The organism is Rhizobium sp. AB2/73, from assembly GCF_020871915.1.
Classification (GTDB): Bacteria; Pseudomonadota; Alphaproteobacteria; order Rhizobiales; family Rhizobiaceae; genus Rhizobium; species Rhizobium dioscoreae.
Genome location: NZ_CP067073.1, coordinates 424463 through 446722, shown reverse-complemented (window position 1 = coordinate 446722; position 22260 = coordinate 424463). Strand labels below are relative to the sequence as shown.

Sequence of the window (22260 nt, the reverse complement as noted above, 5' to 3'; positions counted from 1 at the left end):
CGGGACATGTCAGCCCTTGACGGCGCCCATGGTCAGGCCCGCGATGAAATGTTTCTGCATCAGGAAGAACATCAGGACCGGCGGAACGGCGACGAACAAGGTTGCCGCCGCCACGATATTCCAGGCGGATGTCCACTCGCCTCTGAGATTGTTCAGGCCCGCCGTTACCGGTTTCACGACATCGCTCTGGGTGAGCACGATCGCCCAGAAGTAATCGTTCCAGACGAAGGTGAAGATCAGGATCGCAAGGGCTGCGAGCGCCGGCCGCATCAGCGGTATGACGACATGGCGCATCGTCTGCCAGGGGGACGCGCCTTCCGCGCGCGCGGCCTGAAACAATTCGTCGGGCAGAGCCGCGATGAAATTGCGCATGAACAGGGTCGCAAAGCCGGTCTGGAAGGCGACATGGAAGATGATCAATGCGAAATAGGTGTCGTATAGGCCAACCGAGACCATGAGATCGCGCACCGGGATCATCATGATCTGCGCGGGCAGGAAGTTGCCGCCGACGAAGAGCGAGAAGAGCAGGGCGTTGCCGCGGAAATTATAGCGCGCGAGCACATAGCCGGTCAGCGTCGAGAACATGAGAACCAGCAGCACCGAAGGCAGCGTGATGATGAGGCTGTTGATGAAATAGCCCCACATGTTCGTCTGCTGGAAGACCGCCTGGAAGTTCTCGACGAGATTAAAGTGCTTGGGCCATGTCCAGTATTTGCCGGCCATGATTTCATCGGCCGTCTTGGATGCGGTCAACATGACCGCGAAGAGGGGCAGCAGCCAGAGGATCAGGATCAGGCCGACGAAGCCCGCATAAAGGCCGCGAAGTACGGGCTTTTCTTCGGAGATCGGGCGAGGATACATCAGCGTGTCTCCCGTTCCATGCGCACCATGACGCGCAGATACCAGGTGATGAAAACGATCATGATTGCAAAGAGGACGGTGGCGATCGCCGCGCCGTAGCCAAAACGATAGGAGAAGATCGACTGCTCGTACATCTGGTAGGCCAACACCTCCGACGAGCCGAAGGGACCGCCTGATGTCATCACGGCGATCATGTCGAAGGATCGCAAGGCGCCGACAACGGTCACGGCAAGAGCGATGAAACCCACCTGGCGCAATTGCGGCAGGACGACGTGCCAGAGCATGTTCCAGCCGCGCGCGCCATCGACACGTCCGGCCCCGATGATATCGGAACTCAGATTGTTGAGGCCCGCGAGAAACAGCACCATGCAAAAGGCGATCTGTGGCCAGAGCGCGGCGGCAACCACGGCGAAGGTGACGAAATGCTCATCGGCGAGCAGGGCAGGCGCCGTCGCGCCGAAGAGATTGAAGATGAGCGCAAGAAGCCCGTAATTCGGATCATAGACCCAGCCGAACACGACACCGACCGTGACCGTGGCGAGTACGAGCGGAATGAAGAAGAGCGACTTCAAGATCCGCATCCCGGCAATCTGCTGGTTGACGAGCAGCGCCAGCGCGAGTCCGAGCGGCGGCGCCGCCATGAACATGACGAGCCAGATGATGTTGTTCTTCAGCGAGACGTAGAATTGCGGGTCGGCAAAAAGTTCGGAATAGTTTGCCAATCCCACCCAGCTCTTCTGCGCGACGCCGTCCCAATCGAAAAAGGAAATCCAGATCGATTCCACCGAGGAAGCGATGATGATCGTTCCGAACAGGATGCATCCCGGCACGATGAAGAGGACAGGCGTCAGCCAGTTCCTGTGTTTTTTCCACATGGCTCAGACTTTTTGGTTCGATAATTCAAGGCACGCGCGGCGGGGTGAGGGCTTAAAGCCGATGCCCGCCGCGCCTTGGTCCGGGAGGACTATTTGAAAACGCGCGCGCGCGTCTTTTCGAGCCGCGCCAGGATCTGGTCGCGACGCTCGGGCTTGACCGTGAATTCCTGGAAGCCTTTCATGCCGTCCTGCGCCATGTCCGGGTCAGTGTCACGGTCATAATATTGCGACGTTCCCTTCACGCTCTTGAGCGATTCCACGGCGATGTTGACCAAAGGGTCCTTGCTTGGCGGGCAATCGTTACGCGGCGGAATGGTGCCCTCGGCTTCGAGGAATGCGCCGAGATTGTCAGGCTGATAGAAGTGGGCGAGAAAATCGCGCGCGCCTTGCCGGTTCTTCGCCTTGGCCGGGATATGCACGGAGTTGACCGAGAAATCCTCGTAGCGTTCGACGCCAGAGACGATTTCCGGGAAGGGAGCGAACGCAATCTGGCCCTCGTCGCTTGCCGGGAAGGCGGACTTGATGAAGCCTCCAAGGTCCATCATTGCAGCCTTCTTCTGCGCTAGGGCGGCGCCCGCCTGTTCCCAGCCGAATGACGGCGCGCTTGCGGAGAAGAAATTGGCCTTGATGAGCTCTTCCCATTTGTCGAAGACCAGCTTCAGCATCGGGTCGGTATAGGGGATCTTGCCCTCCATCAGCGCGAGGTGCTTGTCGAGGCCGTTGATACGCAGGTTCATGTGGTCGAACCAGCCCCCGGTCGGCCAGAGCTCCTTCGTACCCATGCTGATCGGTGTCATGCCGGCGGATTTCGCCGCCTCGCCGAATTTCAGGAATTCGTCCCAGTTCTTGGGCGCCGTCCAGCCCTTCTCGGCAAAGACGTCCTTGCGATAGAAAAGACCCCAGAGAATGCCGCCGAGCGGCAGACCGTACTGCTTGCCGTTGACGGTGACGGCTGTCATCGTAGCGCCGAGCTTGTCGCTATAGCCTTCCTTGGCGAACAGGTCGGAAATGTCGTCGAACAGTCCGCGATCGACGAAAGCCTTCATGCGGTTGCCGGAGAACCAGAAGCAGATATCCGGGGCGCCGACGACGAGGTAGCTGCGGATCGCCGTCTTGTGAGCCTCGTGATCCATATTGTTGATGGTGACTTTCGTCCCTGTCTTCTTGGTAAAATCGGCAGCGATACGGTCAAGGACGGCGCGCTGATCGGCATTGCCGATATCCGAAATGATCGTCACCTCGCCGCCATTGGCAATTGCCGGCCGATAAAGCGCCGTGGCGGCCAGGGCAGCGCCCGTGCCGATCATGAACTGGCGCCGTGACGCCCTGATTGCATTGACGAGTGAAAGTTCGTTCTTCGATGCCATCCTTTTCCTCCCGAGGCATATCAAATCCAGGCCCGCCCACCGAGGTGAGCAACCACTAACCTTCAGAAATTTCGCAATAAACCGGCAATTCCGCTTGTGCTGATACAAGCAGACATTCCTCCATTGCCATGCGCTATTGCATACCGTATCTTCCAAGAAGCAACAATAGTTAATTTACAAAATAAATTTAAAGGATCACCGTGCGCGGCAACCCCAGTACCTCCCGAGCCCTCAACCGGCGGCTCATCCTCAACCTGCTGCGAAATCGCGGAGCGATGCCGCGCGCCGAAATCGCCACCGTGACGGGCCTCAGCCCGGCGGCCGTGACTTTCGTGGTCACGGAGCTGGTCGAGGAGGGGCTCGTCATCGAGGGAAAAGCGCAGACGGGTGCCACGGGCCGGCGGCCTGTGCCGGTCGACATCAATTATGATGGCCACCTCGCTGTCGGCTTCAAGCTTCGCCACGACAGCATCGATTGTGTCCTGACCGATCTCGCCACGACGCCGATCGCCTCCTTCGATATGCCTGTGCCGGACACGCGGCCGGAAACGATGGTCGAAGCGATTGCGGTGGCAATCCCGAAGCTGCTGGCCGATGCCGGCCGCACCGGCTTGCCGGTCATGGGGGTCGGGGTTTCCATCCCCGGCGAGGTGGACGCGGTCAAAGGCATCTGCGTCCAGAGCCCGCGCTTCGGTTGGCGCAATCTTGCTTTTCCCGAACTGCTGCGGGAACGGGTCCACGTCCCTGTCTGGATCGACGACGATATCAGCGCCTTCACCGTCGCACAGCGGCTCTTCGGTGCGGGCCGCAACTACAGTAATTTCGCGACGATTGCCGTCGGCACCGGCGTCGGGTCATCGCTCGTAATGGGCGGGGAGATCTATCACGGAAGTCACGGCCTGGCCGGAAAGCTCGGCCACATCATCACTGTTCCCGGCGGACGTCTTTGCGAATGCGGGAGAAGGGGCTGCCTTCAGGCTCATACAGCCGAGGCCGCGATGATCGAGGACTGGGGCCGACAAAGAGGCGCAAAGGCCAATCGCGATGAATTCGCAGCCGCGATCGATGGCGGCGATCCGGCGGCGCTCCAGGTCATGGCGGAGGCGGGGGAGCTGATCGGGCGCCATCTGGCCGATCTGGTGAACCTGTTCGATCCAGAGGTCCTCATCGCCGGCGGCGAAGCCATGCAGTTCGGTGAAGCGATTCTTGAGCCGATCCGCCGTTCGATGGCGAAATATGTCTTCTTGAATACGCCGGAATTACTTTCTGACTGGGTGCCGGGCTCCTGGGCGCGGGGCGCTGCAGCTCTGGCGACCCAGCATTTCTTTGATCTGGACGTTGAATGATACCGCTGCGCGCATGATCCGCTTATGCACACCGTGTCGCCAAGATCGCCCGCCCGAGGCGCGGCTCGCTCCTCATCGGGAGCATCCTTGGTGGAGCTGGCGGCCATTGTCACGCCACGTTTCGACGGCTGCTTCAGGCATTCGCGCGCCGTAACTCCGTGGGAGATTGTCCGTAGAGCCGGCGAAAGAGCCTCGCAAAATGGGACGCGCTGTCGAAGCCGACCTCCAGTGCGATTTCAATGAGCGGAGCCTCTGTCTGGAGAACCAGCTGCTTGGCCCGTTCCATGCGAATACGGGTGTAGACGGCTCCGGGAGAGGTTTTCATTTCCTCGGTGAACAGACGTTCAAGCTGCCGCCGGGACAGTCCGACAGATGCGGCGAGATCTTCGGTCGGCACCACGTCCTCTATATGGCTCTCCATGGTAATCAGCACGGCCTTCAGGCGTGGGTCCTGGCATTCGATCGCGAGCGGCTTGCGCGGCTGGATATCCAGCCCGGATCGGGCGCGCTCGATCTGCAGCACTTCAAGCGCGTTTCGCTCGGCGTCCCGGCTGATGTGCCGTCTGACAAGAAAGGCGGCCATATCGGCGGCGCTGCTTCCGCCGGCGCATGATCCGCGGCTCCGGTCGAGATTGAACAGGCGATCGGAGCGAACGGGGTTTTCGGGGAATTGCTCCCGGTAGGCCTGATAATGCAGCCAGCTGACGCAGGTCTGGTGTGTTTTCATCAAGCCAAGGCGTGCCAAGATGAACGTGCCGGTGCAGACCCCGATCAGCGGGATCTTCTGAGCCGCGGCCTTCTTCAGATAATCGGCGGTCTGATTGTCAATCGTGATGTCCGTGTTCAAAAGTCCGCCGACGACGACAATGTAATGGAATTCCTTCGGGTCGATAAAGTCCGACGTCGGTGCGACCTGAACACCGCAGCTCGATGTGATGAGATGCCGGGTGCTACCCAATACCTGCCAATCGGCCAGCACTCTGCCCGATTTATCGGCTTCGTCGCTCGCCAATCTCAGCGTATCCACGAATAGAGCGAAGGCGGAAAGCGTAAATGATCGCGCGAGGATGAATCCGACCTTCAAGGGATCGTGCTTAGCTTCTTGTTTGACGGATTTCATGCAATGCCTCGACGGACAGGCCTCTTCTATTTGATCTGGAAACCTAGGCCAAAGGATCTCGATCGTCGACGAAGATCGTATTACGGCCGATGGTCCGCGCCCAGCCCCCGACGCTGGGCCCGATGTCGCGGAAACCTCCGATTTCAACGTCGGACTCGATGTATGCTTCGAATACCGTGCCGATATCAGTGGCAGTGGTACCCCGTAAACTGGAGATAGGCCGCAAGGCTGACGGCGGAAAGCGCCACAATGGCAGCGGGGTGGGAAAGGCTCTTGCTGATGGCCGCGAGCAGCAGGCCGAGCAAGACGATGGCACTTCCCAGTAACGGCCCCTTATCGGCAAAGGACAATGCAAGGGCCGTCAGGCTGACTGCCGCCGCGACCATCGTAACCGGCATCTGGTTTTGAAGACTGTCACCGCGGCTTGCGAAGGTCAGCAGAAACCTGTTCCAGCTCAAGCCGAGGGAGATGCTCAAAAGTAGCGGCAGGAGAATGGACAGCATGAATATCGTCTCTTCCGATGGATCAATCGTAAAGACGCAATTCATGTGCCAATAGGCGCCGGCGTTAATCCGGCCGGGTATATCGGAGCTCAGGTGTAGACTGCTGCCCGTTTGTGCGGCGATCTGCCGCTCCGTTCAGCATCCGTCGGAATTGGCAGGCTTAATGCCGGGCAGGAAAAGGGCTTTGAGTTCATCGATAGCGCAGTCCCGCCTGCGTGACGATCACGTCCATCGGAATGTCATGAGCGAGCGGACGGATGGTATCGATCCTCTGCGATTCGAAGCCGACGCCGATGACCAAAGGCTTGCGCTCGAGGGCCGCGAGGGTTCTGTCGAAAAATCCGCCTCCATAACCAAGCCGGTAGCAGGCTGCATCGAAGCCGACCAGGGGCGCGATGACGATATCGGGAACCGCTTGCCTGCCCTCTGCCGGCACGGGAATGTTCCATACCCCGCGTTCAAGCCGCTCTCCCGTTTTCCATGATCGGAATATCAAGGGTTCTGCCTTGGCGACAACAACCGGCAACAGGCAATTCGCGCCGCGTGCCGTCAAGGACGCCATCCATCCTCTCAAGTCCGGCTCTCCCGAGAAGGGCCAGAACAGGCTGATATATTTGCCGTCGATATCGGTGACAATCTGATCGAGATAGGTGGCGATCACGCCTGTATATTCTTCACGCTTTGCGATTGGCAGCGCCTTTCGCTCGCCGATCAGCCTTTGCCGCTCGGCCCTTCGCCACGCGAAAATATCCGAGATCCGGTTCTCGTTGGGTGAAATGCCGCTATAGGCTGGGTCGACCTCGTGCAACATGCAGGCAGGCGACGCGTATTCGCGGATTGCCTCGTCGGTTTCACGTCGATCTGGTTTTGCCATCCGCCCGTCAGAACTCCATTCCCTGGCTCGATACCGAAACATGCTTGAGCTGCGCCAATGATTTTTATATAGGGAATGATAAGGTAACTTAATTCCTGAATCGAGATCTTTTAATTGGACCTCTCATCAATCGAGATCTTCCTTGCCGTGGCCAGTGACCGCAGCGTGACCAAGGCCGCGAAGGCGGTGGGGCGCGTGCCGTCGAACGTGACGACGCGCATTCAGCAGTTGGAAGACGATCTGGGCGTCCTGCTCTTCAGCCGCGACGGCAAGAAGATGACCCTGACGAAAGAAGGCGAGACATTTTACTGCTATGCCAATCGGCTCGCCGCGCTTGCGCTCGAGGCGCGTCAGGCGGTCAGGCCCCAGCGCCCGACGGGCACGTTGCGTCTGGGGACGATGGAAAGCACGGCGGCAAGCCGGCTGCCCGCGGCGCTCAGCCGGTTCAACCAAATGTGGCCGGATGTATCGCTCAAGCTGACGCTTGGCGCCTCCCGCGATCTTGCTCAAGATGTTCTGCGCGATGTTCTGGACTGCGCGCTGATCGCCCGGCCGCCAAAGGCAATGCTGGATGAAGATCCAAGTTTCGCGGCTGAACTCAAGCAGCTCGAAGCCGAACCGGTATTTGTGGAGGATCTGCTGCTCCTGCTGCCATCCGGGCATCCGCCGATCCGGTCGGCTGCCGATTTGCGCGTCGGTTCGATTGCTGCCCTTGAGCCAGGATGCACTTATCGCGGGATTGCTGAAGGCTGGGCGCGCAGGTCGAGCTCTCTGCCAACGATCGAACTTGGCTCCTATCATGCGATTCTGGCCAGTGTGGCGACCGGCAACGCAGCCGGTGTCATGCCAAGATCGGTTCTCGATCTCATGCACTGGCCGGCGACATCGGTGACGCACCAGCTCGCCATCGTCGACACGATCCTTATCTCGCGCAAGAATGGCCGCCCGAGTTCGCTCGATGCGTTTCATGAGGTCCTTGGCGCCACCAAGGGCAAGAGCCTGCCGCTAGCGCTGAACTAGCCGGCGTCCCGCCGTTCATCCAAGGAATGCCCTTCTCTAATACTGGTTTCATCATGCAGCATCCAGAATCCCATAAGGCGGCGTCCAGCCGGTTCCGCCTGTTTTCCCCGATCCTGGCCGGAGCCACCTTGCGCGAACGGCTGATCGCGTGCCTCGGTGCCTTGATCGGCATCGGCCTTACCGGCGTGATCAGCGGCTATCTCTTCGGTCAGGGGCCGCATCTTCCGCTCATCGTCGCGCCGATGGGAGCATCCGCGGTGCTGCTTTTCGCGGTTCCGGCAAGCCCGCTTGCCCAGCCTTGGTCGATCATCGGCGGCAACACCATTTCAGCCATGATGGGTATCATCGCCGCCTATCTCATCCACGATCCGATCATCGCGATTGGGGTCGGCGTCTCGCTTGCGATCGGAGCGATGTCATTTACGCGATGCCTGCATCCGCCAGGCGGTGCTGCCGCCTTGACCGCCGTTCTCGGCGGCCCGGTCGTCGCGGGCTGGGGCTTCCTGTTTCCGTTCGTGCCGGTTGCCTTGAATTCCTGCATACTCGTCGGCCTCGGACTTATGTTTCACAAGCTTTCCAGGCGCAATTATCCGCATGTCGCCGCAAAGCCTGCCGAGAATTTCCATCAGACACGTGATCTTCCGCCGCCCTTGCGGGTGGGCTTTCGAGAAGAAGATGTCGATGCCGCCCTGGGCGTGCTGGACGAGACCTTCGATATCGATCGCGCTGACCTCAGCCGCCTCTTGCGGCAGGTCGAACTGCAGGCAGCGGTGCGATCGCATGGAGATATAAGCTGCGCCGACATCATGTCGCGCGATGTCATCGCCATTGGCGAGGATGCCGAGCCGGATCACGCGAGACATCTTCTGCTGAAGCACAATATTCGAACATTGCCTGTCAAGGATCGGGAGGGCCGTCTGATCGGTACGGTCGGTTTGCGCGAGCTCTCCGGCGGCCTCGACGCCATCGCGCACGCCATATCAAAGCCGGCTGTCGCCGATGCGACCGATCCTGCTCTTTCGCTCCTGCCTGTTCTGACGGACGGACGCACACACGCGGTCATCGTCATTGATGCCGATCGGCGCGTTCTTGGTCTGATATCGCAGACGGATTTGTTGAGCGCGATGGCGCGACTTCTGCCGACCCGCGATGCCCCGGCTCAGGTCGTCGCCTGAAATCCGCGCGGAGGTTCCGACATACTTCCATCTTCGGGCGATGGCAATGCCGGTCAATGATCTACCGATTGGTGAGGAAGTCCATGAGCACGACAGCGTTATTGTGCTCGGTGTCTGTCGCACCATAAAGAAGCGTGGCAGTCGATTGTCCGATTTGCTCTCTAAGCTCTTTTACGGCCTTCGAATTCTTCTCGAGTTCATCCTGGTAGCGCCGGCGAAACTCATCCCATTTTTGGGGATCGTGACCGAACCAGCGTCGCAGCTCAGCGCTTGGCGCAAGGTCTTTCAGCCAGGCGTCAATATGAGCGTCGTTCTTGCTGACGCCGCGAGGCCATAGACGGTCGACCAGGATGCGCTTGCCGTCGCCGTCGTCAGCGGGTTCGTAAATTCGTTTGATGTGTAGTGGCATGTCCATCGCCTTTGCGGGGCGGCTGCCCCTTGCCAATGATAGCATCCATCTGCGGAAGCCCGGCCGATAATCGGGAGATCGGCGCGGATCGCGAAGGATTTCGCGCCGACGATCTTGCCGCGATCCTGCGGCTCGATGCCATCGCCGTGGCGCATCATGCCGGCCAATTTCTTCGTCTCGACATGTACATGGAGAGCGGCGATTTCGCCCCTTACGTGTCGCAGTGCGGGATGCTTGTCTACGATACGGTCCTGACCATGTCGCTTGGAAACCATCCCTCCAATAGAAACAAGGCCGCCGCCGGCATGGCGGCAACACATGCTCTTGCCAGGCGCTCGGCTAAAATCTCACCGCGCATAGGCCTTTCGCGTGTTGGCCAGATGTTATTTAGCCAAACAGAGGAGATGGCGTGGCGTCATCGTCAGCCGTCTTCCGCCCTCCGGCGTAACAACCACCGTCTCGCTGAATCCAAGCCTGGCGGCTGTCGTATAGACATGGAAAACCATGCCTTCCTCCAGCGTCCAATCCGCATCCGGCAGAAAGACCCGGGAGAAATCGCTGGTGCGCGGCGTGCGGGTATAGAGACCAAGCGTATAGGCCGTTACATTGTCGTAACGCTGTCTCAGTCCTGACGACATGAGGCCCTGACGGACAACAGCATCCACCTCGCAGGCAGGAACGCCCGGCTTCATGGCTTCGATCTGCCGGTCCTGCAATGCGATGATGCGCGAGGCGATATCCTGAAGCCTTGCCGATGCACTGCCGATGACGATCGGCCGCATGAGACGGGCACCATAGCCGCCCACACGCGGAATAAGCTCCACGTGCAAAATATCGCCTGCGTCAAGCAATTCACTCTTGAAAGAGCCGTGCAGGAATTGGTGGTCGCCGCTGGCCTTGACGATCGGACCGGTCTCGCCGCTATCAGCACCTTCAAGCAGGAAGGTGGCCGCCGCGGTCGCCGCAGCCGTACGGGTCGAAGAGCCGGCCCGCGTATTCTGCGCTATCGCCAGCATGGCCCTGTCGGCGATGCCGGCCGCTTGCGTCAGAACGGCAATTTCGCGAGCCGATTTGACCCATCGCAGACTGTCGCTGATGCCGGGAAGAGCGACGAATTGCGCTTGGGGCAGGTGCGCCCCAAGCTTGGCCGCCGTATCGGCGCTGAAGCTATAGGCGGCGAAGTCGGCGCCGATGCGGGCGCTGGCGAAACCTCGAGCATGGATGCTGGTGGCGATCGCTTCGTGCGGATTGGTCGTATCGGCGAACCCGATGATATCGGAAATCCAGGTTTTTTCCCTGCACGGCGCTTCGTCGAGCTCGCGCAGGACGAACCAGGGCGCACCGTGTCGCGGGAGAAAGGCGGCGCGGTACATGGTTTCCGAAACGGTATAACCGGTAAGCCAAGCAAGGAGCTCACCGCTGTCGATCAGGAGCAGATCGACAGCGGCGGCGTCCATGGCGGCATGTGCCTTGGCGATACGCCAATCATATTCGTCACGAGGAAACATGCGGCCTCAGGCAGCCTCGCAAATGTCGAGAATGGTGAGCATGTAGACCCGGATCATGTCGAGATAGTCGACGATGTCGACGCGTTCGTCCGGCATGGTGTTGTACCGGCCGCCTGGTCCGCAGACGATGCCTTCCATGCCGAGCTCATGGTAGAGATGGCCGGCGTCCGTTCCGTAAAAACGCGTGGGCGTAATGGCGCCCGTCGGCTGCGTCTCGCCGCGGACGGTCTCATAGGCGGCGTTGATCGAGGTCACGATGCGTGAGGTCGGCGAGACTTCGAAAGGAGGCATCAGGGGACGGCCTTCGATCATCTCAGGCACCAGCTTGGCTTTCAGCCCGGGAAAGCGCTTTTCGAGCGCGACCAATTCCGCGGTGAGATCGGCAAGCACGCCTTCCTGCGTCTGGCCGGGCGCATAGCGGGCCGAACCTCGGATGCGGACGAAATCGGCGACCTGCGGCGGGCGCCATTCCTCCAGCTCACGCCCGAGCGCACCATGGACGACACCGACATGGCCGCGATTGATCGAGCGGTGCACTTCGCTTCTCGCGCCGCTGAAGGTCATGGCGTTGATACGCGGGATGAGATCGCAGGCGGCGGCGATGGCGTCGACCGATTGTTCGCGTTTGGACAGGTGCCGCGTGTCGCCGGTCAGCTCGATCACGAAGCTCAGCGCGGCGGCATGCATCGTCACGGCAGCAAGATCGCTCGGCTCGCTGTTGATGAAATAGTCGGCCTTAACGCCGCCGCGGATGGCTGCGAGCGTGCCCACGCCGCCCTGAAGTTCGCCGACGACATAGGTCAGGATCACATCGCCCTTCAGCTTGACGCCGGCGTCGAGCAAGGTCTTGACCGCGCAGAAGTAGGCGGCATCTCCCGCTTTCATGTTGGAGACGCCGATACCGTAGATGAATTTGTCGTCGACGAGGCCGCCCCAGGGATCGACGGTCCAGCCCTCGGTAACCGGGTTTGTATCGAGATGGCCGTTGAAGAGCAGGCTCTTTCCACCGCCGGTTCCCTTCAGGCGTCCGATCGCATTGAAGCGCTCGCCATTATCGAAGGGTTGCAGTTCGGACTGAAGTCCGATCGCCTCCATCTGGCGCGCCATGATGCGCGCAAGCTCGCGTTCGCCTTCGGTCTGGGAATGGCTCTTCTGGCGAACCATCATCGACAGGAAGTCGAGGCAGCTCTTCTCATCGATTGTTCCGATGAGCGATTTCGGGTCCATTTGTAATGCTCCTTAGAAGTCTCGTTCTGTAGGTGCGGCGCCGACAGGCGTCGGGACCGCGGCAAGCAGCCGGCGCGTATAGTCGGCCCGCTCGGGGCTGGTGATGTCATCCGTCGGCACGACTTCGAGGAGATCGCCGCGATACATCACCGCGATGCGGTGGGCGATCTGACGAACGAGGTTGAGGTCGTGGGTGATGAAGAGGAAGGCGGTGGAATGCTCGCGATGCAGTTCCAGCAGCAGCTCGATGATGGAGGCCTGCACCGAGACGTCGAGCGCGGAGGTGATCTCATCGCAGATCACCAGCTTTGGTCTGGATGCGAAGGCGCGCGCGATGGCGACGCGCTGCTTTTCGCCGCCGGAGAGCTGATGTGGATAGCGATCGGCATGGGTACGCGGCAGGCGCACCTGCTCAAGCATGTCGCCGATCCGTTGCGCGATGGCCCCATTCTCGCCTTCGCCATAGAGCTTCAGCGGCCGCGCCAGGATTTCGCGGATTTTCTGGCGCGGATTGAGCGAGGCATCCGGATGCTGGAAGATCATCTGGACATTCTTTCGATAGGATTTGTCCATGTCGGCAAGGCCTGAAATCGTGCGCCCGGCGAAGGTCATCCGGCCTTCGAAGGGATTGAGCCCGGTCATTGCCTTGGCAAGCGTCGATTTGCCGGAGCCTGATTCCCCGACGATGCCGAGGATCTCTCCCGGCTGCACGCTGAGGCTGACGGCACGATTGCCCGCGAAGCGCTCGAAGGACCGGCCGGTCAGCGCCGACAGGAACGGCTTGCGGCCGTAATGCACGCTGACATTCTCGACCTTCATTAGGGGCTGGTCCTGATAGGACGGGCGTGTCTGCGTCCGGCGGTCGCTCGGCCGCGGCACCGCGGCAGTCAGCTGGCGCGTATAATCATGCTGCGGCGCATTGAAGATCGCGTCGACCGCTCCCTGCTCGACGATTTCGCCGCGCCGGATGACGGCGACCCGTTTCGCGGTGCGCGACAGCAAGGCGAGATCATGCGAGATATAGAGCGAGGCGACGCCGGTTTCGGCCTGCAGGTCGAGGAAGAGGTCGAGGATCTGACGGGAGGTGATGACGTCGAGCGCCGTCGTGGGCTCGTCGAAGATGATGCATTCCGGATTGCAGGCAAAGGCGGTGGCGATAACCACGCGCTGCTTCTCGCCGCCGGATGCCTCGTGCGGCATGCGCTTCATCATGTCAGCGGGGCTTTTAAGGCCGACGCGATGCAGCATGGCTTCGCCCTCGCTCCAGGCCTGCCTTGCGCTCAGGCCGCGATGGCGCCTCAGCGTTTCCGTGAGCTGCGTGCCGAGCGAGAGGGTCGGGTTGAGCGAGGTGCCGGGGTCCTGGAACACCATGCTGATCCGCTTGCCCCGCATGCGATTGACCTCGGCCGGCGACTTTGCCGTCAAATCCTCGCCGCGAAGCCGGATGTCGCCACCGGCCTCACGGGCATTTGCCGGAAGGTAGCGCATGATCGACCACGCCATCGAGGTCTTGCCGGAGCCGGACTCGCCGACAAGGCCGAGAATCTCGCCGGCACCGACTTGGAGATCGATATTCTTGAGCGCATGAAACACGCCGCCCGCCGTCAGATAGTCGAGCGAATAATTGCGGACCTGTAGGACGATATTGCTTGCCGTTTCTGTCATCTCAGCCTCCGGTGCGCGGGTTGAGCGCATCGCGCAGGCCGTCGCCGAGAAGGTTGAAGCCGATGGCGACAATGGCGATGGCGAGGCTCGGCCAGATCAGGATGCCGGCGCTGAGGTGCATGTATTGTCTCGCCTCCGAGACCATCAGCCCCCATTCGGTGGCGGGCGGCTGGGCGCCCAGACCAAGGAAGCTCAGTGTCGCGAACAGCATGACGGCGAAGGAAACGCGGATCGTCGTTTCCACCACGATGGGCGCGACGACATTCGGCAGCATCTCGCGCAGGATGATGTAACGCGAGCTTTCGCCGCGGGCGATCGCCGCGCTCACATAGTCCTGCTTGCGCACGGCAAGGGCTACGCTGCGAGTGATGCGCGCCATGCCCGGCGCGAAGGCGACGGCGACGGCGACCAGCGCATTGATGCTGCTGGACCCGAGCAGATTGACGATCAGCAGCGCGAACAGAAGGTTCGGGATTGCCATGATCGCGTCGATGGTGCGCATGATGAATTCGTCGGCGCGGCCGCCCAGGAAGGCGGATACCGTTCCGATGAGGGCTCCGGCAAGCGTGCCGGCAAGCGTGGCGAAGACCGCCATCGTCACGGTCGAGCGCGCACCGATCAGCAGGCGGCTCAAGATATCGCGGCCGTATTGGTCGGTGCCGAGAAGGAAATTCGCGCTCGGGCCCTTATAACGGGCAAGGATCGACATGGCTTCCGGATCGCGTGGAGCAAGCCAGGGACCGAAGACGACGACGATGAAGACGAGGACGACCAGGAAAAGGCCGACCGCGCCCTGCGGCGTGCGCAGCAGCCGTTTGAGAAGCTCAATCATACTGGATCCTCTTGTCGAGCCATGCGTAGAGAATGTCGGCGGCGAAATTGACGATGGAATAGGTTGCCGCCATGAGCAGCACGCCGGCCTGGATCGCGGGAAGGTCGCGCGTCTGGATCGCGACGATCAATTGCCTGCCGATGCCGGGAAGCGCGAAGATTTCCTCGACGACGATGATGCCGCCGAGGAGATAGCCGACATCGAGCGCGACGACGGTAATGGTCGGCAGCAGGGCGTTGCGCAGCGCATGACCGAACAGCACCCTTGACGTGGAAAGACCCTTCAGCCGCGCCGCGCGGATATAATCGGTATGCAGCACGTCCACGAGTTCGGAACGCACCATGCGGGAGACATGCGCGATAAGGATGATCGACACCACGCAAACCGGCAGTAGCAGATGGGCAAGGCCGCCGAGAAAATTCTCGGTCAATGGCACATAGCCCGTTGGCGGCAAAAGCTTCGCCCAATCGGCGACAAAGAGCACCGCAAGCGTCGCCGTCACGAATTCCGGCAGCGATACGCCGGCATAGGAGATGAGGCTGACGATCATGTCGGCGAGCTTGCCGCGCCGGATCGCTGCGAGGACACCGAGCGGTATGGCAAGCGCCAGCATCAAGGCGATGGAGAGCACGGCGAGTAGAAGCGAACGGCCGAGCGCCTGAAGCATGGCCGGCCCGACGGGTTGGCCGGTGCGCAGCGACTGGCCGAAATCGCCATGCAGGACGCCGCCCAGCCAATGCAGATATTGCAGCCAGACGGGATCGTTCAATCCCATCTGCTGGCGCAGTGCCTCAAGCGCCTGGTCGGTGGCGTTCTCTCCAAGCATCATCACGGCGGCATCCGCCGGCAGGACCTGGGTGATCGCGAAGACGACGAGCGACACGATGAAGAGCGTGTAAACGATCATCAAAAGCCGCTTCAGGAGATAGTTCGGTGACAAGGGCCATTCCCTGGCGTTGGAGCGACCGGTCGCTTCAACATAAGCGCCGATCTTCTTGCTATGGGATGCGTCGCGAAGGTCGTTGACCTCGCGACGCTCATTCAGCTCGCAGGTGCTATTAGCTCCGCTTCGGCGCCTTGTCGGTCAAGGAGACGTAATCGAGACGGAAGACGGAAGCACGCGGATGGACCTCGAAACCGGCGATCCAATCCCGCTTGGCCGCGAGAACGTCGAAGAAGACCGGAATGATGGAAGGAACGTCCTCATTCATCAGCTTCTGCGCCTCGGCATAAAGCTCCTTGCGCTTGGCTTCGTCGGTGATGCCGCGGGCTTCGTTGACGACCTTGTCGAAGGCGCCATTGTTCCAGCGCGTTTCATTCCAAGCGGCATCGGAGGTGTAGAGCAGCTTGAAGATCGCATCCGCCGTCGGCTGCATGTTGTAGAAGCCGACATAGAAGCTGCCCTTCTTCCACACCTGCTCGAGATAGGTCGCGTGCGGCATCGTCTGGACGTTGATGTTGATGCCGGCTTCCTTCGCCATCTCGCGCAATGCGACGGCGAGCTGGGTGCGCTGGCTCGGCTTGTCCGATGCAATCAGCGTCGCCTCGAAACCGTTCGGATAGCCTGCCTCGGCCAGCAGCTTCTTGGCTTCTTCGACATTGGCCTGGCGCAGCGGCAGGTCGGCATAGAAGCGATAGGAGGAATTGAGGGCGGTATCGTTGCCCGGCGTGCCGAATCCCTCGGTGACGAAATCGACCATCGCCTGCCGGTCGACGGTAAGGGCCAGCGCGCGCCGAACGCGGGCATCGTTGAAGGGCTTTGTGTCGCAGCCGAAATTGATGTTGCAGAACTGGCCCGACGGCACGCGCAGCGGATTGACGCCTTGGGCATCCTTCATCCGTAGATATTCGGTCGGCTGCACGGTCGAAATGATGTCGATATCGCCGGCAAGCAGGGCCGAGGTCTGCGCCGAGGTATCCGGGAAAACCTGGATTTCGACGCGATCGAGATAGGGACGCTTCGGATCGTAATAATCGGGATTGCGCTCGACGACGATCAGACGGTCGGGTTCGTAGGAGACAAGCTTGAACGGACCGGTGCCGACGGCTGTCGTCGACAGCTTCTTGAAGTCGCCAGTCGCGATGGAAGCCGGGATGATGCGCGCGACCGTATAGGCTGTTGCCACGGGAAAGTCGGCGTAAGGGGTCGAAAGCTTGAAGACGGCGGTCAGCGGATCGGCTGCGATCACATCGGCGATCGGGCCGACATTGTTGAGTGCCGGCGAAGCGTTCTTCGGATCGAGGATTGCCTTGAAGCTCTGGACGACATCGTTTGCGGTCAGCGGCGATCCGTCGTGGAACTTGACGCCGCTACGCAGCTTGAAGGTCCATTCCGTCAGTGCATCGTTGGCGCTCCAGCTTTCGGCAAGATCCGGCTCGACCGACATATCGACCTTCAGTCGGGTCAGATTGCTGTAGAGCAGCTCGGTGACCATGTATTCCGGATTGACGCGCGTCAGCAGCGGATGGATCACGCTTGCGGCCTGATCGACGGAAATGCGCAATGTGCCGCCCTTGCCCGGCGCAGCGGCTTGAGCAAAGCCGATGGCAGGCGTTGCCAGAATGGCGGCGGTGCTCGCCAGGAAATGACGTCGATTCAGCTTCAGCATTGCGATGTTCCCTTATTTGATGGTGCGTGTTCTGGAATAAGGCCGGTCTCAAAGTCGCGGGCGAGATAGGCAAGGATGCTCTTCGCCAGCGCGACGATATCCGTGGTCGTCGTATGTTCGTCGGCGCTATGGATGCAGCTCTCCGGACGTCCAAGGCCGCCGAGCAGGACTTCCTGCATCGCACCCGTCCGCTGCACGTAGCCGAAATCGGAGCAGCTGGCGGCACCCCATTTTCTGAAATCGGAATCCTGATAGCCGAAGCCGAGGCTGAGCGCCTTCTGCCAGCGCGGCCAATGCGGACCGTCCGGGTCTGAGGTCGGAATGAGATGGCCGACAAGATCGATCTCGACGCGCAGCTCGGGCGATTTTGCCATGGCGGTGCGCACGAGCTCTTCGATCTCAGCCTTTGCCGTTTCGTAACTTTCCTCGGGTGCGTAACGGCGGCTGACGAGGATCTTCAGCTCCGCGGGAACCTGTCCCCCCGACGTACCGCCATTGATGGCGGCGATGGAAAGCTGTGGCCGCAGCGCTCCGCTCGCATGTGGCGGCGCTGGCAAGGCGGATGCAAAGGCGGCCACTTGCGGCTTCAAGGCGTGCAAGGCATTCAGAAGAGGAAGCGCTCCGTCGATGGCATTGATGCCCGAGCCGGTGCGGTTGCCTTCGCCCGCGTGAACCGCGTGGCCGCGAATAGTGATCTGAAGATTGAAGACGCCGAAGCAGCCCGCCCATATGCGCGGTGCGGCCGAACCGTTGAAATTGACGATATGTCCCTTGAGCATGCCCTGCTCGGCGAGATATCGGATTCCCGGATAGAGGCCGCCTTCCTCATCGGTGCAGAGGAGCAGCATCGGATCGTAGGCAAGCTCGACCCCACAAGCATCGGCGGCACGCAGCGCAAGGAGTGTCGCCGCGATGGTGCCTTTCATGTCCGCAGCGCCAAGCCCGAAGAGGCGTTCGCCTTCGCGGCGCAGACACAGCGGATCCTGTTGCCAGGCAGGGGCGGCCGGAACCGTGTCGACGTGGTAGTACAGCCCGCAAACCGGGTTGTTGCCGGATCGCTCAGCAATGAGATTAACCCGCGCCCCTTGGGCAGGGCCATTGCTGACCCGCCACAGCTCTTCCGGCACGGTAACCTCCCGGCAATGAAAGCCCAAGGGTTCCAGCAGGCCCGACATCAGCTCCGCAAAAGCGGGATAGCCGTCTCCGGGCGGAAAAGACGTATCGATCGCGACCATCCGCGCGAGGTCGCCGACAGCGCTTTCGACGGTCTCCTCAATGATTTTCAAGGCGCTTGCAAATGGCTCCTCGAAAGATGACAAGATTTGATCGCGCATACTCGATTTCCGAAAAGACGCGCAGAAACACATGGAGGTTCCGCACTCGTATTTATATAAACTATATAGTAATGATGCTGCCGCTCACGCTTCGAGTCAACTCCAAATAAGAGGCAAATAATTGCGCGAAATGCCCAAATTTTCAGCAGATGTGCCGCGTGCATCCGAGCTCTCGGTTCCGCTCTATGAGGTCGTGAAACGTCAGATCACGGAAGCCATCATGATGGGCAAATGGCCGGCCGGGACCGTGCTGCCGAGCGAGATCGCGCTGTCGCAAAAGTTTGGAGTTGCTGTCGGCACGATCAGGCGTGCCCTGCAGGATCTGACCAACGAGGGCTTGCTCAGCCGCCGGCGCAAGACGGGGACGGTGGTCACCGGCCGCACCCCGCAGCACAGCTTGCGCTTTTTCTTCCAGTATTTTCGACTGCATGGGCTCGATGGTTCGCTGCAAAACTCGACATCCGACATTCTTTCGCTGAAACGCCGTGCGGCGAACGAAGAAGAGCGGGCAGGACTGCGGCTTGACGATGCGGCTGAAGTCATCTCGATTCACCGGCTGCGCAGCGTCGGAGGCAAGCCGGTCATGCATGAAGTCATGGCACTTTCGGCCAGCATGCTGCCGGAGTTTCCCGATAAGAAGGAGGAGATCCCCTCCCTTCTTTATCTCTTCCTTCTCGATCGCTATGGGATTCGCATTTCCGCCGTCAGAGAGCAGATTGCCGCCGATATGGCGACGGAGGAGGATTGCCGGCTGTTGCAGTTGAGCATGCCCAGCGCCGTGCTGACGATCGACGAAGTGGCCTATGATCAATCCGCGGTTCCGGTTCTCGTCGCAAAACATCGTGCGACGACCAGAAGCCACCGCTATGTGCATGAGGTCCAATAGCGGGCGAAAGGCGTAGCTCTCCAGCGCCGCAATCCAAAGACCGCGCCGCATTATCCCGCCGCGGGCGCGCCTGTCATCTATGCGAAATCCAGAAAGCCCGGCTGCGCTCGTTCACGGTTTGAGGACCATGATACGCAATGTTCGCGATTTTGAGGGCGCGGGCCTCTTCGCCGGGCGATTTCTGTCTGCCGATCAGCTTCGGAGATTTGCCGCGGCGTCTTTCAGCTCTTTGCCGGGGCGGCAGAATAACTTCCGTTCCGCTTGTATCACTTGCTGCTCACCATGCGAGTTGCTCAATGATATAGAGTTAATGGTTGTAATGAAGTTTGGCTTGATTACAGCATAGCGATAGTGTGACTAGGTGCGGGCTATGAAAATCTCGGAGCATCCTTACGGATTTATTTTATGTTAGGAATGTGATAGCTGACATATATTAAGGCTGCGAGAGTGAGAATGGTAGAATTCAAATTTAGTGAACCACCTGTAGGAAACGGTGCTGACGACATTTCAAGCGAGTGCCAACGCCAATTGCAGCCTATAGTTGGTGAAATCGTTCGGGCCGCGGCTGCAGCCGGATGGAATCAGAAGGATGTTCTTCTAGCGATGGTGGACGTCGCTTGGGATCTATATGAAAAGCACCGAGCCGATCTTTAGCGGTCACAGCCGCTCCACAATCGTTTTTTCTACTTCGACGTGAACAAAGATTTAGCCCAACGGCAACCATCTATCGAAGTGCGTGGATATATTTGTCCGCGCTAAAGATTGACGTTTTTTTACCGTGTCATCCTTTCTTTACCATCCTCATATCTCCCCTTCCCAACTCAGTAAATTATACTATTTAATCTTGCGCTATAAGCTGGTTTACGGCGGTATCCGGCGGGTAGTGTTGGGACTAATGAGATCTCGGATGACATTGGGATCTCGTCTGCTTGTTGGCAGTTGCATGATTTCGTTCGGGCGGGGCGATGAAGAATGGACTATGCGGGTGAGGTGCGGGAACGCACCGATCGATATGTGTTCGACATAATTCCCGAAAGTGCGGGTCCGAGAAAGGCCACCATACAAGGGAGCGTCATCAGTTCCGTTCGCGAGCCTGGATCACAGACGTTCCTGGCCAAAGAACATGCCATGGGGATCGTACTGGCTCCCATGCGTGGCTTACGAGCGTCTCTCGGCAGCGACAAGATCACCCAGTATGACGCACCCGTCGGTTGCCTCATCATCAATCCCGCCGGCGTGGACAGCACTCTTGCCTGGTCGGAAACCAGGGAAAATCTAGTTGTCGCAATTCCTCCCCAAATTCTGTCCGAGCTGGCGCTGCAGGAGTTTGATCTTGCCGACCCAGAACTCGAACCTCCAGCATTTGGAACCGTCGATCCTATCGCCCTCGGCCTAGCGCAGAGGATTTCCGTCGAGCTAACCGGGAAAGCAACTCCGAATGAACTCTATCTGGATTCATTGGTTACGCTGTTCAGTACCCATCTTCTCCGTACCTATGCGAACAATATGAGACAGGTTCCGTCGCCCAGGGGAGGGCTCTCCGCGAAAAGCGCTCGACGCGTGGAAGAGTATCTTCGCGAACATTTCACCGAAAAGGTTCACGTCGCCGAACTTGCGGCGGTCGCTGGCATTTCGCCCAACCATTTCATCGTGAGGTTCGCCAAGACCTTTGGCATGCCCCCACACCGGTATCTGATAAATCTGCGCCTGGATCTCGCGGAAAAGCTTCTCGCCGAAGGCGAGATCGCGATTGCGGAAATCGCCTACATGACAGGGTTTTCGGATCAAAGCCACCTGGCGACCACGATGAAGAGATACCGTGGGCGGACGCCGACGGAGCTTCGATACATGCGATAGCCGCTTGGGTTTGCAGGCAAGCCCCGGATTCGTTCCAAGCCAATTCGAATATTCCGTGACCCATGATTCCGCGGGCTGACCGAGAGGTGCATGTGGGCATCGGGCTTTTCTGCTCATGCGGCGGAAGAGATTTTTCGGAATGGAAAGAACCGTTTGTCGCCGATCATCAGGCGATTCGCCTCTTCATGCGGAACAGCTTTAGGTTAAGTGTGGCAAAGCGGTTACACCTGCAACCGGCTAAGCAAAAAACCGTAATTTCCTAAAAAAAATCCGGAATTTTCTAAAATACCGTTGTGCTGAAATAAGGCCATGTTTCCGGACGGTAATCATCCGGTGCTCTATGGACATTCAATTCCCTGAATTTGAAATATTTGCTCCAAAGATCGAGGTAGCCTGGACTGCCTTGCAAGACCGATATGCCAGCCGCCTGACCGGCGCGGAAGTCGATTATCTGTTTGCCTGCCTGGTCTTCGGTTTGACCTCTCCGGCCTATGGGGAAGGGGAGCCACAATTTCATTTCGATGTCTGCCGCGCCCTGGTGGCGATGAAGCTTCCGCCCGATCGGGCCGACGCTGCATTGCATAGCGTCCCGGCGCCGACGGAGCCGTGGGTCGAAAGCCTGCGCGAGCAGCTCGAAAGTCAAAGCGCCAGGATGGGGCAAACACTTCTGGACATGCGGAATTTCAATGACGACGCGGCCGCAGATGTGGGTTCAAACGCGCCTAGTCGTCCAGTCAACAGCGAGGATAAGGCAGCATGAGCAAGGGCGTTGGGGAACATCTGCAGACTAAA

Annotated in this window: 21 protein-coding genes and 1 pseudogene; 6 read left to right on the top strand and 16 right to left on the bottom strand. The window is 59.7% G+C overall.

Features of this window, described 5'->3' with window-relative positions; genetic code table 11:
• Positions 1–9 precede the first annotated feature (9 nt).
• The 3 genes from I8E17_RS28095 to I8E17_RS28085 all read right to left on the bottom strand — a co-directional run bounded on the left by I8E17_RS28095 (position 10) and on the right by I8E17_RS28085 (position 3103).
• On the bottom strand, positions 10–861 hold the full coding sequence (locus I8E17_RS28095; protein ID WP_113366055.1) for a carbohydrate ABC transporter permease: 852 nt from the start codon (positions 859–861) through the stop codon (positions 10–12).
• Positions 861–1736 (bottom strand): sugar ABC transporter permease, encoded by an 876-nt coding sequence (locus tag I8E17_RS28090; protein WP_112723720.1) that lies wholly within the window; start codon positions 1734–1736, stop codon positions 861–863. Before I8E17_RS28090 ends, I8E17_RS28095 begins: the two co-directional genes overlap by 1 nt.
• A gap of 89 nt (positions 1737–1825) precedes the next feature.
• Positions 1826–3103: an ABC transporter substrate-binding protein gene (locus I8E17_RS28085; protein WP_113366056.1), complete on the bottom strand. Its 1278-nt coding sequence runs from the start codon at positions 3101–3103 to the stop codon at positions 1826–1828.
• 200 nt (positions 3104–3303) lie between these two features.
• Here I8E17_RS28085 and I8E17_RS28080 point away from each other — a divergent pair, with 200 nt between their 5' ends.
• The gene (locus tag I8E17_RS28080) at positions 3304–4449 is read left to right on the top strand and encodes an ROK family transcriptional regulator (protein WP_083258261.1); all 1146 of its coding nucleotides are present in this window, start codon (positions 3304–3306) and stop codon (positions 4447–4449) included.
• Between the two features lie 133 nt (positions 4450–4582).
• Here the strand turns inward: I8E17_RS28080 and I8E17_RS28075 are convergent, their stop codons facing one another.
• The 4 genes and pseudogenes from I8E17_RS28075 to I8E17_RS28060 form a co-directional block, all read right to left on the bottom strand.
• On the bottom strand, positions 4583–5569 hold the full coding sequence (locus I8E17_RS28075; RefSeq protein ID WP_069614369.1) for a GlxA family transcriptional regulator: 987 nt from the start codon (positions 5567–5569) through the stop codon (positions 4583–4585).
• A gap of 26 nt (positions 5570–5595) precedes the next feature.
• Positions 5596–5753, bottom strand: a pseudogene (locus I8E17_RS28070) (proline racemase family protein); the annotation flags it as partial.
• A gap of 1 nt (position 5754) precedes the next feature.
• Positions 5755–6072, bottom strand: coding sequence for a hypothetical protein (locus tag I8E17_RS28065; protein ID WP_112723975.1), 318 nt, complete (start codon positions 6070–6072; stop codon positions 5755–5757).
• A 190-nt stretch (positions 6073–6262) separates the two neighbouring features.
• Positions 6263–6946: a 5-formyltetrahydrofolate cyclo-ligase gene (locus I8E17_RS28060; RefSeq protein WP_113366057.1), complete on the bottom strand. Its 684-nt coding sequence runs from the start codon at positions 6944–6946 to the stop codon at positions 6263–6265.
• 114 nt (positions 6947–7060) lie between these two features.
• On the opposite strand from I8E17_RS28060, the gene I8E17_RS28055 reads away from it, so the two are divergent.
• Complete coding sequence (locus I8E17_RS28055) at positions 7061–7966, top strand: LysR family transcriptional regulator (protein WP_113366058.1); 906 nt, start codon at positions 7061–7063, stop codon at positions 7964–7966.
• A gap of 53 nt (positions 7967–8019) precedes the next feature.
• Positions 8020–9141 (top strand): HPP family protein, encoded by a 1122-nt coding sequence (locus I8E17_RS28050; protein ID WP_112723713.1) that lies wholly within the window; start codon positions 8020–8022, stop codon positions 9139–9141.
• 61 nt (positions 9142–9202) lie between these two features.
• Here I8E17_RS28050 and I8E17_RS28045 read toward each other — a convergent pair whose 3' ends face one another.
• The 9 genes from I8E17_RS28045 to I8E17_RS28005 all read right to left on the bottom strand — a co-directional run bounded on the left by I8E17_RS28045 (position 9203) and on the right by I8E17_RS28005 (position 18725).
• Entirely contained in the window at positions 9203–9490 is a 288-nt protein-coding gene (locus I8E17_RS28045) for a DUF488 family protein (RefSeq protein WP_229002281.1), read from the bottom strand.
• A complete protein-coding gene (locus I8E17_RS28040) occupies positions 9427–9825 on the bottom strand; it encodes a hypothetical protein (protein WP_229002282.1) in 399 nt (132 codons plus the stop codon). The genes I8E17_RS28045 and I8E17_RS28040 overlap by 64 nt, the downstream gene beginning before the upstream one ends.
• Before the next feature lie 108 nt (positions 9826–9933).
• Entirely contained in the window at positions 9934–11058 is a 1125-nt protein-coding gene (locus I8E17_RS28035) for a Xaa-Pro peptidase family protein (protein WP_113366059.1), read from the bottom strand.
• A gap of 6 nt (positions 11059–11064) precedes the next feature.
• The gene (locus I8E17_RS28030) at positions 11065–12285 is read right to left on the bottom strand and encodes a M20/M25/M40 family metallo-hydrolase (protein ID WP_113366060.1); all 1221 of its coding nucleotides are present in this window, start codon (positions 12283–12285) and stop codon (positions 11065–11067) included.
• Between the two features lie 12 nt (positions 12286–12297).
• Positions 12298–13950, bottom strand: a complete 1653-nt coding sequence (locus I8E17_RS28025; RefSeq protein ID WP_113366061.1) for an ABC transporter ATP-binding protein — start codon at positions 13948–13950, stop codon at positions 12298–12300.
• A gap of 1 nt (position 13951) precedes the next feature.
• The gene (locus I8E17_RS28020) at positions 13952–14782 is read right to left on the bottom strand and encodes an ABC transporter permease (protein WP_113366062.1); all 831 of its coding nucleotides are present in this window, start codon (positions 14780–14782) and stop codon (positions 13952–13954) included.
• Positions 14775–15722 carry an ABC transporter permease gene (locus I8E17_RS28015; RefSeq protein ID WP_113366063.1) on the bottom strand — a complete coding sequence of 316 codons (948 nt, stop codon included), beginning with the start codon at positions 15720–15722 and terminating at the stop codon, positions 14775–14777. The genes I8E17_RS28020 and I8E17_RS28015 overlap by 8 nt, the downstream gene beginning before the upstream one ends.
• A 118-nt stretch (positions 15723–15840) precedes the next feature.
• Positions 15841–17391 carry an ABC transporter substrate-binding protein gene (locus I8E17_RS28010; protein ID WP_113366064.1) on the bottom strand — a complete coding sequence of 517 codons (1551 nt, stop codon included), beginning with the start codon at positions 17389–17391 and terminating at the stop codon, positions 15841–15843.
• A complete protein-coding gene (locus I8E17_RS28005; RefSeq protein ID WP_113366065.1) occupies positions 17385–18725 on the bottom strand; it encodes a M20/M25/M40 family metallo-hydrolase in 1341 nt (446 codons plus the stop codon). The genes I8E17_RS28010 and I8E17_RS28005 overlap by 7 nt, the downstream gene beginning before the upstream one ends.
• A 130-nt stretch (positions 18726–18855) precedes the next feature.
• Between I8E17_RS28005 and I8E17_RS28000 the strand changes: the two genes are divergently transcribed.
• The 3 genes from I8E17_RS28000 (at position 18856) to I8E17_RS27985 (ending at position 22228) form a co-directional block, all read left to right on the top strand.
• A complete protein-coding gene (locus I8E17_RS28000; protein WP_069614445.1) occupies positions 18856–19611 on the top strand; it encodes a GntR family transcriptional regulator in 756 nt (251 codons plus the stop codon).
• Between the two features lie 972 nt (positions 19612–20583).
• Complete coding sequence (locus tag I8E17_RS27990) at positions 20584–21468, top strand: AraC family transcriptional regulator (protein WP_113366066.1); 885 nt, start codon at positions 20584–20586, stop codon at positions 21466–21468.
• 340 nt (positions 21469–21808) lie between these two features.
• Complete coding sequence (locus I8E17_RS27985; RefSeq protein WP_069614356.1) at positions 21809–22228, top strand: hypothetical protein; 420 nt, start codon at positions 21809–21811, stop codon at positions 22226–22228.
• The last annotated feature ends 32 nt before the right edge of the window (positions 22229–22260 follow it).